Raw genomic sequence first — 13,207 nt, forward strand, 5'->3', positions numbered from 1 at the left:
CCACAATATACGTTATTAAGAGGGCTATTATTATGCATGAACACACCATGACTCTGGAAGAGCTTCGGGAAACTTATGGGAACGCTGAAGCAGGGTTGTTCATAGATGAAAACGCAAAACGAATTTCGGAGATAATATCGCGAAAGGTCGGTTTCCGACCGGCGCCTTATGCTGGATTTCCAACTTTTCTGGACGCGCCGTCCCTTGATCCCAGCATTGAGAATTTGGAAACCCTTCAAGTTGCGCTTGTAGGTATGCCAATGGACCTGGCAGTTACCAATCGAAACGGGTCACGTTTTGGCCCAAGAGCTCTGCGGACTATCGAACGAGTGGGACCATATAATGATGGGCTTAATGTTGCGCCAGTACACGAACTATCTGTTGCGGATATAGGCGATATCCCTTTTCGCAGCCGATTTCATTTGGACCAATGCCATGCCGACATAGAGATATTCATCAGCAAGCTGGTTGATGCTGGTGTCATACCACTTTCGGTTGGGGGTGACCATTCGATCAGCCATCCGATTTTGCGGGTTCTTGGTCGAGATGGGCCGGTGGGCATGGTACATATCGATGCTCATTGCGATACTGGAGGCGTCTATGATCTGGAGCGTTTTCATCATGGTGCGCCATTTCGAAATGCGGTATTGGATGGGGTTCTGGATCCCAAACGTACGATTCAGATAGGTATTCGTGGTCCCGCCAGCTTCACGAACGAATTTTCAATCCTGTCGGGTATGACGGTCGTTAACGCACACGAAATGGATCAGATGGGGATCCCGGCGATTATCGAAAAAGCCCGCGAAGTGGTTGGTAATGGCCCAACCTATGTTTCTTTTGATATTGACTCTCTTGACCCAGCTTTCGCACCCGGTACCGGTACCCCTGAGGGAGGGGGCCTGACGCCACGAGAGACACAAGCAATTTTACGTGGCCTGAAAGGAATAAATCTGGTTGGAGGGGACGTGGTCGAAGTAGCTCCTGCCTATGACGCCACGAGCAATACAGCGCAGAATGGCGCTCAAATGCTGTTTGAAATTCTCAGCCTTATGATGTTCAGCCCATCATTACCTAAGAAAAATGGATAGCGTGAGACATATGTCTACTTGCGGCGAAAAATTGATGGAAATGCTGGGCGCGTACGGTATTGATACAGCATTTGGTATCCCCGGTACGCACACAATCGAGCTTTACCGTGGGCTGATAGGTTCTGGTATTCGCCATGTGACGCCGCGGCATGAACAAGCAGCGGGATTTATGGCGGATGGTTATGCCCGCGCGACAGGCCGCCCTGCTGTTTGTTTGACCGTGTCTGGACCCGGTGCTTTCAATATAGCAACTGCTATGAGCCAGGCGTTGCAGGACAGCATTCCCATGCTGGTAATTTCAGCCGATAATGCGACTTACAAACGAGGCTTGGGCGAGGGAAGACTGCATGAGGTCAATAACCTATCGCTTGCAATGTCGCAATGCAGTGTTTGGTCGCATACGCTAATGCGTCCGGACGAATTACCGATGGTGCTTGCGCGTGCCTTCGCAATTTTTAGGTCACAGAGAGCAGGGCCGGTCCATATTATCGTACCTCAAGATGTCATTACCGCTGATGCTACACATGTAAGGTCGGCGCTCTGGCCCTCTCCGAGCCTTGCTGCGCCAGAAGTAAGTGCGATTCAGGCAGCAGCTGATATATTGAATTCAGCTTGCAGTCCCGTAATTGCTCTAGGTGGCGGAGCAATCAATGCCGCTGAAGAAATCCGTGAGTTGGCTGAGAAGCTTGATGCTCCAGTGACAGTCACTCAAAATGCAAAGGGTATCTTGCCCTTTTCCCATCCACTCTACATTGCCGGGAGTCCCTCCTTTGAAGAGGTGCGAGAACTCTATCATAACGCCGACGTTGTTTTGGCGATTGGTACAGAAGTAGCGGAAACGGACTATGATTTCTTCTTTAATGGTCGCTTCAGTTTTGGGGAAGCTAAACTAATTCGTATTGATCATGATGTTGCGCAGCTAAGCCGCAATGCATTGCCGACGTTACCTATTTTTGCTGACAGCAAGCTTGCCTTGCAAGCTTTACTGCCTCTGATTCCGCGTAGCCCTCGGAATGGCGCCCTGCGGGCCCGGCATGTAAATATAGCGTTGGCTAAAGTTGACAGCCTTGGATATCAAACTTTCTTTGATACGTTGCAGCAGGCGTTACCTGGCATGCTTTTAGTGGGTGATTCAACCCAGCCAGCTTACTTTGCTGCGAGCCAATATCATCCCGAGACGCCTCGTAGTTTTGCCTGCGCTGCGACCGGATTTGGGACTCTCGGGTATGCACTACCTGCGGCGTTCGGCGCTAAGCTGGCAGTTCCAGATCGGCCGGTGGTTGCGTTGCTAGGTGACGGAGGTATCCAGTTTTCAATTAATGAACTCTCGACCGCTACGGAGGCTGAAATCCCAGTTGCAATCATCGTGTGGAATAATCAATCTTATGACATGATTGCTCAAAATTTCAGGGAGGCAGGGATGGAACCAATCGCCTGCCATCCTTATCAGCCTGATTTCGTTAAGCTCGCTGAAGCATACGGTTGCTATGGATGTCGTGTGGCGAATCATAAAGATCTGCATAAAGAACTGATGCGGGTCGGTACGCGAAAGAAACCAACACTAATCGAAGTTATGCAGTCTGATTTTACTTGAGTAGACAAAGCAGATGCGCGTATGGCGTTCAATGTGATTGCATCGCGCAATAGCCATGGATGTCTCACTACTTACCATATTGGAACCAACACGACGATCACCGCAGCGGGCTTCCTTATGGAAAGACTTTGCTGCGCGCGAGCCCTGCGTAAAGTGGCTTCATTATACATGTTGCAAGCTTTTGACGTCGTCAGCAAGGGCCTTACGATTGCTACAGGAATGAGCGGTCATGGCTTTGGCATAAGCCCAAGAATAGTACGCATGATTGTAGGCTTGGTGGGGTCGCGTCAGTCAAACTATCCGGCTTACCCCTTCGTATAGAAGCGATTCTCGACCTGATAAAATAATGTACACGATAAAATATATCATATATGATGTTTGACACTTGTGGGGAGCACTGGTATTCAACTCACGACTTAAGGAGAGGTCGATAGAGGAGGGCGCAATGAACAATCCAAATGCGTTAATTGTCAGTGCCTGCCTGGATTATGCCGCTAAAGCCGATCTTCGCTGATCGGAAGAGGTGTGGGCTTCTGGAGTGGCAGGTAGATAATGCTTTCGCCATTGGAGGCAGCAAGGCAATCGATCTCGGCAAGGCGCTTCGTTCATAACGATGCCTACGTCTACCGGATTATCGCGCGGTCCACATTGGTTGCACGGCATTCCCGCAATTTCATCCATACTCTGGCCTGATGCGATGCGTCAGGTCGAGGCGGATGGTGTAATTTCCCATATGCAAGCAGGAGATCACGGATGGCTTCATCGACAGGTATTTCGGAAGCACTCAAATCAAACAGTTTCATGCCATCCGATGAAACGGTGGCCATGCTGAAGGAGCGAGCACGCTTCATTCGCCTTGAAACCGTGCGCCTTATCGACATCGCAAAGACCGGCCATTACACGTCAGTGTTTTCGGCGGCCGAGATTTTTGCGGCGCTCTATTACGACGTCATGAAAATCCGTCGCGGGGAACCGGGCTGGGCTTCGCGCGACCGTTTCACAATCGGCAAGGGTCATGCCGCTGTTGGTCTTTTCCCAATCTATGCGGACCTCGACTTTTTCCCGAAGGAGTGGCTGGACAGCTACACGCGTCTCGGCAGCCCGCTCGGCGACCATCCGGATATGCGCAAGGTCCCCGGTGTCGATTTTTCATCGGGATCAATCGGCCATGCCCTATCGAATGGTCTCGGGATGGTTCTCGCCCAGCGCTGGACCGGCGAAGACTACAAGGTCTTCTGCATGATGGGTGATGGCGAAATGCAGGAAGGTCAAGTCTGGGAAGCGGCGATGTCGGCTGCCCAGCACAAGGCGAAGAACCTGATCGCCATCATTGACCGTAACGGATATCAGCTTGATGGCAAAGTTGACGACGTCATGAACATCGAGCCACTTGACGAAAAATGGCGTGCATTCGGCTGGGAAGTCCACATTGTCGATGGCCACGATGTTGCTGCCACGACAGAACTGTTGCGTTGCGTCCGCGCTGATGACACCCGCGAGAAGCCGGTCTGCATCATCGCTAGGACGGTCAAGGGCAAGGGTGTCTCCTACATGGAAACCGAACCGGGCTGGCACCTCGGCTACCTCGATCCTTCCGACGCCGACGCTGCTATCGCTGAAATCAACTCCAGGGAGATCTGATATGACCGGCCCTCTTTCCCCGAACTCCTGGCAGTACCGCGGCCTCAACTCCGTTAATCCCGGCCTCGATCACCTTTCCAACGGCCTGATCGATTTGGTCAAAGCTGGTCACAATGTCATGGCCGGGTCCGCGGACCTGCAATATTCGAACGGTCTGAACCGTTTTGCTGCAGCCTATCCGGACCGCTACGTCTCGTTCGGCATTTCCGAGCAGAACATGGTGAGCGCGGCGGCTGGCATCGCTACCTGCGGCGTCACCCCTTTTGTCGCGACCTTTGCATCATTTGTAGCACTGCTTGCCTGCGAACAAATCCGCATGGACATCGCTTATTCGGCACAGCCGGTACGCCTGATCGGCCACCACACCGGTATCTCGCTTGGCTTCTACGGCACCTCCCATCATGCGACGGAGGACATTGCCACGACCCGCTCTATTGCGGATCTGACCGTAGTCTCTCCGGCCGATGGCGCTCAGCTTGAAGCCGCGATCCGTGCCTCGGCAGATCATGATCGCCCGATCTATTTCCGAATTGGCCGTGGTCGTGATCCAGTCGTTTACGACAAGGATATCACGTTCACCTTTGGCAAGGCGCATGAGCATCTCCAGGGCGAAGAGCTGACCATCATTGCTTGCGGCATGGCGGTTCACGGCGCGCTTGAAGCAGCGCGCGCAATGAATGCGGAAGGCCGTTCGATAGGTGTCATTGATATGGCATCGATCAAGCCTCTCGACCGGGACGCTATTCTTTCGGCTGCAGCACGCACCAGGAAGATGATGACCGTGGAAGAACACAATGTGCTCGGCGGGCTGGGTGCAGCCGTTTCGGAAGTTCTCACCGATGAAGGTATGGGCGTGAAGCTCAAGCGCCACGGCATCTACGACGAGTATAGCCTCATTGCGCCTCCGACCCATCTCTACGCGCATTACAAGCTCGACGCGGCAGGTATCCGCAGTGTCGCGGAGGAATTTCTCAAATCGTAACAGAGACGCTTTTGCGAGGGCTGCTTTTATTTACCTGACACTGACAGTATGAGGACGTGTAATATATTTCTGCCATCTGATACTGGGAGATGTTCATGCCAACCACCAAGCCGCTTAACCGCGCAAACCTTTCGGAACAGCTTTACGAGGATTTGCGACGCAGATTGATGGATGGGCACTTCAAGCCCGGCCAGAGATTGGTTATTGCGGCATTTGCTGAACAATACGGCACCAGCATCACTCCCGTGCGCGAGGCGATCTTTCGTCTGGCGAGCGAAAGGGCGCTGGAGGTGCGGGCAGCAACGTCGATTGTGGTTCCGAAGCTGACATCCCAGGACCTGCGGGAAATCATTTCCATCCGCGTCGAACTTGAAGGTATAGCCGCATATCGGGTTGCCGAAATTGTGACAGCCGAGCAGATTGAGGAGTTTCAGGCGCTAAATGACAGTTTTAACAAGGCTGCCAAAAGTGACCCGGAACTTGCAAGCCGCATTAACCGGGATTTCCATTTCCGGATACTGAAACTTGCAGGCATGCCCTATATTGAATCCATCTGCGAAAACATGTGGATGCTAATGGGGCCCTTCCTGAGAACATTCCATGAGGAGGTTCCCGTTCGGCAGTTGACCGGGAAGGACCATAAGCACCTCGATTTCATCGGAGCGCTGAAAGCCCGTGATCCTCTCGCTGCCAAGCGAGCCATGCAGGATGACGTGCGCTGGAGCTATGCGCTGGTTGCTGTGCAGGAGAAAGCCGAAGCGGCGACGTCTCCTGTTTGAATAAAGATCATGCAAAGGCTGTGTTGCAGGCAATCAGTGTTTAATTCCTTGCACGTGTCATAATATTATATCATTCGAACAGATCGCTGCGTTGCATAAGTTGCAACCGGGTCCGGCGGATGTGGCTCCTGAGCAAAATGCTGGCGTGTTTGCCATCACGACGCTTGAGAGCATCTACCATTAGCCAATGCTCGTGATAAACCGGGGTCAGATTTTTGATCTCGACTGAAAGCGCATAAGCACGCCGATATTGTTGGGTCGTGTTCCAGAACTGGTGGATCATCTGAATGAGATTGACCATTTTTGAGCCTTCATAGCTCAACAGATGAAACTCCCTGTCGAGACGTAAGAAATCATCAATATCCTGTGCAGCTTCAATATCCTGCGCAAGCACCTCTAGCTGATCCAATGTCTCATCTGAGAGATGCGGGCAGCTTTCCTGAAGTGCAAGCGGCTCCAACTGCTCTCGAATCTTGTAAATTTCCACGCATTCGGCCTGATCCAGTTTTGATACCCAGGCGCCGCTATTTGGCACGAGGGTGATCAGCCCCTCGCTCTCCAATTGCCGCAGGGCTTCGCGCACGGGAATGCGACTGCTGTTATAGGCAGCGGCGAGTGTTTCCTGTCTCAGACGGCTACCGGGCTTTAGCTCGCCTTTCAGAATTGCTTCACGCATCGCATCAGTTATGCGATTACTGGTGATTGCCGATACTGGTCGATTCTCAACTAGCATGAAGGTGTTCCGCGCCCTGAATTTTGAATATTGATTGGGTACTATAGAAGATTATCTGGCCGGTTCAACGGGGTTCCATAATCTGCCGGTGGAGTTCTCTTCGTAATTCTTTCCGTTCGGAAATGAAACAAGTTCGAGCTGCATTCCCCATGGCGTGAGAACATAAACCCAGGTTTGACCTCCACTTGGTCCGTCCTCGCGTATGACCGGCTCTCCAAGAATGCGGATGTTTTTTTGGCGAAGATAATCGACCGCAGCTTCCATATCATCCACATAAAACGCCAGATGGTGGCCGCCAATGTCGCTGTTCTGCGGCTGGAGCGTATTCTGTTCCGGTGCGCTATATTCGAAAATCTCGAAATTGGAACCATGGCCGCAACGTAGAAATGCCAGTTGCTTCATGACGGCGCGCGGATGAACATTCAACTGAGTTTCCATCCAGTCCGTATCCGATTGAAATGGCCCCAGCCGATAAAACAGTTCGCATCCGATAATGTTTACAAAAAAGTCTATCGCCTCTTCCAGATTTGGAACAGTGAAGCCGATATGCTCTGTTCCGCGCAGGCCCGGAAGTGTTGCCGTCGAAGTCAAAGACACTTAGTCTCTCCCAATCTCATAAATCTCACGCAATGCAATGTATTCAATCTAGGTTGAAAAATTATATTTTCCTAGCAAGAAAGCAGATTTATCATTTATTTGTATCCAATAATCGTCTGGCCTGCTAGTTTGCCGACGTAATTGGTTGATGGGTGAGGACAGGGATGATCGCGCGATGTGATCGAACTGATAAACCAGGACAAGAGGAAGTTATGACTATTACAATCCATGATCCGAAAGACGGATTTGCATTTATTCATGGTGAGTACGTCCCGCTGAAACAGGCTGCAATACCGATCACGGATCGCGGCTTTGTTCGTTCCGATGCTACCTATGACGTGACCCATGTCTGGAATGGGTATTTTTTCAGACTGGATGATTATATCGACCGTTTTCATCAGTCTATGGAAGGTCTCCGCATGAGCCTTCCTTACAGCAAGGCCGAAATTGCCGAAATACTTCATGAACTGGTGCGCCGTTCCGGCCTGACCAATGCTTATGTGCAGATGACATGCACCCGAGGCGTTCCCAAGCCCGGTTCCCGCGATCCGCGCGAATGCGAGAACCGGTTCTATGCTTTTGCGCAGCCTTTTGTCTGGATTGCGAATGATGAGCAGCGCGCCAATGGATTAAGCATGGTTGTCTCTTCCGTGCAGCGCATTCCGCCCGAATCCATAGACCCCCGCATCAAGAACTTCCATTGGCTGGATTTGACCATGGGGATTTTTGAAGCTTACGACAGGAATGCCGTTGTCTCTGTTCTCACAGATGGCAAAGGCAATCTCACGGAAGGCGCAGGCTTTAATATTTTTCTGGTCAGTGATGGCAAGCTGGCGACTCCGGATCGCGGTATATTTGAAGGTATGACCCGGCGAACAGTCATTGAACTTGCCGAGGAAGCAGGCCTGGAAATCGAAGTGCGTCCGGTGAAGGTCGCAGAACTGGCTGCTGCGGATGAGGTTTTCATCACATCGACAGCCGGTGGTATTATGCCCGTTACCAAAGTTGACGACAACATTTATGGAAACGGCAAACCCGGTCCGGTTACACAGAAAATATACGACCTCTATTGGGGCAAACACGATGCCTTGTGGAAGGCCGACAAGGTCGATTATGCGGTATAAAATCTGACAATCGACACTGCACCGACGTGAAATATGGAGGCCGTTAATCCGGCCTCCATCCATGTCATTCGTTCAGCAAAGACCGCCGTCTCATTCAAACCAACAATGTCATGGGCTGTTCAAGAGCGTTTTTGAACGTTTTGAGAAACTCGCCCGCCAATGCGCCATCAATGGCCCGATGATCAACGGATAGGGTGCAGGAAACGCATGTTGCCCCCACCAATTCCATACCCTGATAAACGGGACGACGCTCAGCGACTCCAATAGCCATGATAAGGCTTTGTGGTGGGTTTATAATTGCGGAAAACTCGCTGACACCATACATGCCCAGATTTGAAATTGATGCACTGCCGCCCTGATATTCGGCAGGCGTTAATTTGCCTGTACGTGCCTTTGCGGCCAGTTCACGTACCTCAGTGGAAATCGTACTCAAACTCTTCTTGTCTGCGTTGCGGATAATTGGGGTCATCAGGCCGCCCTCGATGGCGACCGCGACTGAAATATCGACCCGCGGCAAAACAATCATTGCATCCTCTGTCCACATGACGTTGGTGCCTGGTGTTTTAGCCAACGCATAGGCCAGAGCCTTGATCATAAGATCATTGACCGAAATCTTTTCCGTCAGTCCCGACGCATTGATTTGATTGCGTAACGCCAGCATCTCATCGATATTGCAGTCAGTTCGCAGGTAAAAATGCGGTATTGTTGCTTTTGCCTCAGTGAGCCGGCGTGCGATCGCCTTGCGCATTGAACTGTGAGGAATGCGCTCTCCCTCAATAGTGGTTTCGGTTGCCAGTTCCTGTAACGGCTGGCTTTCCGGCACGGCGATATTTGCGTTGTTCTTCGCGTTGATTGCGCGGTCCACATCAATGCGAACGATACGTCCTCTTGGTCCGCTGCCTTGCAGCGTCGCAAGCTCTATCCCGTTTGTTTGTGCAACCCGGCGTGCCAGAGGAGACGCAGCAATACGCTTTTCATTGGTCGGTAACGCGGTGGGACTGACGGTTGAGACCGGTTTCGTCGATGCCCTGTCGTTGCCCTCTTTTGCCGCAAGTGTGGGAATATCCCTGTGGGGCGATGGAGGAACCTGCTTTACCTCGTGGCGCTCATATTCAGCCTGATCTGGGAATATAAGGCCAAGTACGGTGCCAACTGGCACATCCGCGCCGCTGGTTGCGATTATGCCGCCGAGAATACCGGAAGCCGCAGCTTCCAATTCCATGGTAGCCTTATCTGTTTCGATTTCGGCAATGATGTCGCCTTGTTGTACGGCTTCACCTTCGGCTTTCAGCCAGCGGGAAAGTGTACCGCTTTCCATTCCCGCAGAAAGGGAAGGGAGTATGATCTCGCGGGTCATTACTTGATCCTTTCAGCGTTAAATGGGGTGGCCTTGTGCAGCCATCGCATTGCGCAATCCCTCTGCCACATCCACGGGACGGGTGCAGGCTACGGCTTCCAGCACTTTGGAAATGCTCGGCGAGGCCTCGCTCCCATGCACTCTGGCCACGGGCTGATCCAGCCAGTCGAAACAACGGTTCTGGATTTCACTTGCGAGCATTCCGCCATAAGAAGTGCCAATGGCTCCTTGCTCTACGATCAGTACATTGCCGGTTTTGCGAATAGAGGCTTCGATTGTCTCCCAATCGATGCTGGCGCGATCAAGAGAGCGCAGGTCGATAACCTCCGCATCTATCCCCAGTTCCTGAACCTGTTCGATTGCTACATGCACCATGTTCAGATAGCTGAGAACGGTGAGCCTGCTGCCTTCCCGCAATATCTTTGCCTTGCCCAGCTCAATATAATAATCGAAATCCTCAACGGGTGCCGGACCACTCGACGTATACAGATCGATATGCTCGATCACGAGAACCGGATCTTCGCATTGCAAGGCGGCATTCATCAGGCCGACATAATCGAATGGCGAGGAGGGGGCAATGATACGCCAGCCGGGCGACGTTGCAAAAATTCCCGCCGGGTCCATGAGATGTTGTGAACCGTAACCCGAGCCCATTGCGACTTTGGTGCGCAGAACCAGAGGAACATTTATATCGCCGCCAAACATGTGGCGGGCTTTGCCTATCTGGTTAAATATCTGATCGGCAGCAACCCACATAAAGTCGGGATACATAAATTCGACGACTGGTCGCACACGACCATCCATGGCCATGCCGCCCCCAACGCCCGTAAAAGCGTTTTCGCTGATCGGTGTACCGAGCACCCGGTCGGGGAACAAGGCAGCCAGATCGCGCGTTGCGCCATTCGTCCCCCCCTTGAGGCGGTGAATATCTTCGCCCAGCACTACGATGCGTTCATCTTTCTCCATTCGACGGCGCATGACCGATGAAACGGCATCGATGAATTTGCCTTGTGTGACCTGACCTTCAAACTGTTCCAGCTCGGTGAAGCGCAAATCTTTGAATTCAGAAAGATCGCCACGCACACCAAAGTCGCGGAAGCTTTCCTCTGGCCATAGTGCGGGGATAATCCGTTTCTTGCCATCGATGGTTTCAAGCAGTTCGGCAGAAACCTCTTCCATCAGTTGCTGTGCACGCTGGCGCAGGCCTGCAACTGCCGCTTCGCTGAGTATCTGGCGTTCCAGAAGCTCACGCGCCAAGCGCTCCAACGGATCGCGCTGCCGCCATTCTGCTTCTTCCGCTTTGTCGCGATACCCGAAGGCCGATCCAGGCAGCGGTCCGTTCTGATGGAAGTATCGATATACATCGGCTTCGATAATGGTCGGGCCATTCCCATTTCGCATGTGGGCAATGGCTTCTTCGCTTGCAAGCATCACTGCCAGCGGGTCCATCCCGTCCACTTTCCAGGCTGGAATATTGAAGCCCAGTCCCCGAGCCGATAAACGCGGCTCGGCAGTCACTTCATCAATATGAGTGGATACGGCATAGCGATTGTTCTCAATGAAGAAGCAGAGAGGCAGTTTCCACGCGGCTGCGAGGTTCATCGTCTCCAGAACAGAGCCGATATTGGTTGCTCCATCGCCAAAATAGGTAAAAACCACATCTCCCGCACCGGCTCTTTTATGCGCCCATGCTGCACCGGCTGCGAGCGGGACACCACCGCCTACAATAGCATTGGTGCCTAAATTTCCGGCTTCGGCCCAGCGCAGATGCATTGATCCCCCGCGCCCTTTACAAAATCCCTGTGCCAATCCCATGATCTCGGCAAGTGACCTTTGTGCAAGGGCGTGGACCCCGGTTGAAAACCGGGATTCCACGAGCATCCCGTCGGGTTCAACATAGGAAATGGATTTCGCAAGAAACTGATGGTGCGCTCTATGGGAGCCGTTGACCTGATCTGTGGCGCGCAGCAGACTTGCGGATCCGACGGCCCCGCCTTCCTGCCCGATTGCCGAGTGGGCAGGACCATGGACAAGCCCGCTTCCGGCAAGTTCCAGCACTTTTTCCTCAAAAGCCCGGATCAGATGGGCAGATACCAGCATGGATTGCAGTTTGAGAGGGTCAGCACTTGCCCAGTCATCGCCAGTGGTGGTGAGTTCAAGCCACTGATTGGCTGGATCAAGCTTTGTGAAATCAGGCATATAACCTCCCAGCCCAAAATTCTTTAACGCATGCGAGCGGTGTGCTCGCAACGTTCTCATATTGGATACATTTCATGAAATTTATCTGTTGGCAAGTAGGAAGCCTGATTTTGAATGCCGCGTATACCCTAGCTTTTTTCTAGAAAAAATATTGTTAATCATATAGTTAATATAATTAATGGCGGATAATAGTTTTCTGCGTTTAGTGCGAAGATAGAATAATTGTATCCAAATGATTATTCAGCGACCAAAGCGCAGGCCGAAGGAGGCTTCCTGCTCATCTCCGGCCCGGCCAGGAATTACTCATGGAGAAGATTGTCAATGCCCGCGAGAATGAGTTCGCTGGCATCCGTTATGTCCTTGGCGATGGCCGCTTCGGCTGCTTCCATATCGCGCGCCTCGATCGCTTTCATCACAGCATAGTGGTCATCGATCATCAAGCGCCCGCCATATTCATAGACGCCTGCGATAAGGGGACCCATCTGGAGCCACAGTGTTGCGAGGATGGATGCGAGTGCTGGCATTTGCGCTATTTCGGCAAAGAACGAATGAAAAAGTTGATTGCATTCAAGCGCATCCTGCCAGCGCTGTTCTTTCAAGGCGACCTCGTTTTGATCAACAAGTGACCACAAATGAGCAATGTCCTCCGTGGTGGCTTTCTCGGCCGCCCGTCGAACAGCCAAGCCTTCCAGCCTTACGCGGATATCGCGAATTTCGCAGTATCGCTCAGATGTAAGTATAGGAACGCGCACCTCGCGCGGGGTTTTTTGAATGAGTGCCTGGTCCTGGATAAGGCGCAGTATCGCGTCCCGGACCGGGGTGACTGAAGTCCCTAGTGAAGAAGATAATTCACGGATGGTCAGGCGCGTTCCTGGGGGAAACTTGCCCCGCATCAGCGCCTCCGAGAGTCTTCGGTAAACGGTGTCGCCCAGGTTCTCGTGCTCAACAGTTTGTAATTCCATAATATTATGCATTCGGCCTCTCCAGAAAACATGCGCCACAGCCATAATTTACCACGTTCAAAGAAAATATGATGCATCAAACATGTTGCATGGCAGCTAATTTATATGTAGCGTTATCTCAATGACGGCCAGCTTCCCTAAGCTCCGGCGT

At 52.1% G+C, this 13,207-nt stretch carries 11 protein-coding genes; 6 read left to right on the top strand and 5 right to left on the bottom strand.

All coding sequences use genetic code 11. The annotated features are described in order from the left end of the window. Positions 1 to 32 precede the first annotated feature (32 nt). The 5 genes from speB (at position 33) to KUG47_RS08240 (ending at position 6,084) form a co-directional block, all read left to right on the top strand. Entirely contained in the window at positions 33 to 1,088 is a 1,056-nt protein-coding gene (speB, locus tag KUG47_RS08220; RefSeq protein ID WP_217677488.1) for an agmatinase, read from the top strand. Positions 1,089 to 1,098: 10 nt separating this feature from the next. Continuing rightward, entirely contained in the window at positions 1,099 to 2,682 is a 1,584-nt protein-coding gene (locus KUG47_RS08225; protein ID WP_254799476.1) for a 5-guanidino-2-oxopentanoate decarboxylase, read from the top strand. A 753-nt stretch (positions 2,683 to 3,435) separates the two neighbouring features. After that, complete coding sequence (locus KUG47_RS08230; RefSeq protein ID WP_217677490.1) at positions 3,436 to 4,323, top strand: transketolase; 888 nt, start codon at positions 3,436 to 3,438, stop codon at positions 4,321 to 4,323. A gap of 1 nt (position 4,324) precedes the next feature. Then, positions 4,325 to 5,305: a transketolase family protein gene (locus KUG47_RS08235; RefSeq protein WP_217677491.1), complete on the top strand. Its 981-nt coding sequence runs from the start codon at positions 4,325 to 4,327 to the stop codon at positions 5,303 to 5,305. Between the two features lie 95 nt (positions 5,306 to 5,400). Further along, positions 5,401 to 6,084, top strand: a complete 684-nt coding sequence (locus KUG47_RS08240; RefSeq protein ID WP_217677492.1) for a GntR family transcriptional regulator — start codon at positions 5,401 to 5,403, stop codon at positions 6,082 to 6,084. A gap of 70 nt (positions 6,085 to 6,154) precedes the next feature. On the opposite strand, the gene KUG47_RS08245 is transcribed toward KUG47_RS08240, so the two are convergent. Next, the gene (locus tag KUG47_RS08245) at positions 6,155 to 6,817 is read right to left on the bottom strand and encodes a GntR family transcriptional regulator (RefSeq protein ID WP_217677493.1); all 663 of its coding nucleotides are present in this window, start codon (positions 6,815 to 6,817) and stop codon (positions 6,155 to 6,157) included. Between the two features lie 51 nt (positions 6,818 to 6,868). Next, complete coding sequence (locus KUG47_RS08250) at positions 6,869 to 7,414, bottom strand: VOC family protein (RefSeq protein ID WP_217677494.1); 546 nt, start codon at positions 7,412 to 7,414, stop codon at positions 6,869 to 6,871. A 212-nt stretch (positions 7,415 to 7,626) separates the two neighbouring features. Here KUG47_RS08250 and KUG47_RS08255 point away from each other — a divergent pair, with 212 nt between their 5' ends. Further along, the gene (locus KUG47_RS08255) at positions 7,627 to 8,538 is read left to right on the top strand and encodes an aminotransferase class IV (protein WP_254799426.1); all 912 of its coding nucleotides are present in this window, start codon (positions 7,627 to 7,629) and stop codon (positions 8,536 to 8,538) included. Between the two features lie 94 nt (positions 8,539 to 8,632). Here KUG47_RS08255 and KUG47_RS08260 read toward each other — a convergent pair whose 3' ends face one another. The 3 genes from KUG47_RS08260 to KUG47_RS08270 all read right to left on the bottom strand — a co-directional run bounded on the left by KUG47_RS08260 (position 8,633) and on the right by KUG47_RS08270 (position 13,068). Further along, a complete protein-coding gene (locus tag KUG47_RS08260; RefSeq protein ID WP_217677495.1) occupies positions 8,633 to 9,895 on the bottom strand; it encodes a pyruvate dehydrogenase complex dihydrolipoamide acetyltransferase in 1,263 nt (420 codons plus the stop codon). 18 nt (positions 9,896 to 9,913) lie between these two features. Next, the gene (locus KUG47_RS08265) at positions 9,914 to 12,094 is read right to left on the bottom strand and encodes an alpha-ketoacid dehydrogenase subunit alpha/beta (protein ID WP_217677496.1); all 2,181 of its coding nucleotides are present in this window, start codon (positions 12,092 to 12,094) and stop codon (positions 9,914 to 9,916) included. 299 nt (positions 12,095 to 12,393) lie between these two features. Next, a complete protein-coding gene (locus KUG47_RS08270; protein ID WP_217677497.1) occupies positions 12,394 to 13,068 on the bottom strand; it encodes a GntR family transcriptional regulator in 675 nt (224 codons plus the stop codon). Between the last annotated feature and the right edge of the window lie 139 nt (positions 13,069 to 13,207).

Source organism: Falsochrobactrum tianjinense (genome assembly GCF_019100495.1).
In the GTDB taxonomy this organism is placed as follows: Bacteria; Pseudomonadota; Alphaproteobacteria; order Rhizobiales; family Rhizobiaceae; genus Brucella; species Brucella tianjinense.

Coding starts and splice junctions, on each gene's coding strand:
- KUG47_RS08240 (WP_217677492.1), top strand. CDS start 5,401: ATGCCAACCACCAAGCCGCTTAACCGCGCAAACCTTTCGGAACAGCTT.
- KUG47_RS08235 (WP_217677491.1), top strand. CDS start 4,325: ATGACCGGCCCTCTTTCCCCGAACTCCTGGCAGTACCGCGGCCTCAAC.
- KUG47_RS08230 (WP_217677490.1), top strand. CDS start 3,436: ATGGCTTCATCGACAGGTATTTCGGAAGCACTCAAATCAAACAGTTTC.
- KUG47_RS08245 (WP_217677493.1), bottom strand. CDS start 6,817: ATGCTAGTTGAGAATCGACCAGTATCGGCAATCACCAGTAATCGCATA.
- speB (WP_217677488.1), top strand. CDS start 33: ATGCATGAACACACCATGACTCTGGAAGAGCTTCGGGAAACTTATGGG.
- KUG47_RS08260 (WP_217677495.1), bottom strand. CDS start 9,895: ATGACCCGCGAGATCATACTCCCTTCCCTTTCTGCGGGAATGGAAAGC.
- KUG47_RS08225 (WP_254799476.1), top strand. CDS start 1,099: ATGTCTACTTGCGGCGAAAAATTGATGGAAATGCTGGGCGCGTACGGT.
- KUG47_RS08265 (WP_217677496.1), bottom strand. CDS start 12,094: ATGCCTGATTTCACAAAGCTTGATCCAGCCAATCAGTGGCTTGAACTC.
- KUG47_RS08270 (WP_217677497.1), bottom strand. CDS start 13,068: ATGCATAATATTATGGAATTACAAACTGTTGAGCACGAGAACCTGGGC.
- KUG47_RS08255 (WP_254799426.1), top strand. CDS start 7,627: ATGACTATTACAATCCATGATCCGAAAGACGGATTTGCATTTATTCAT.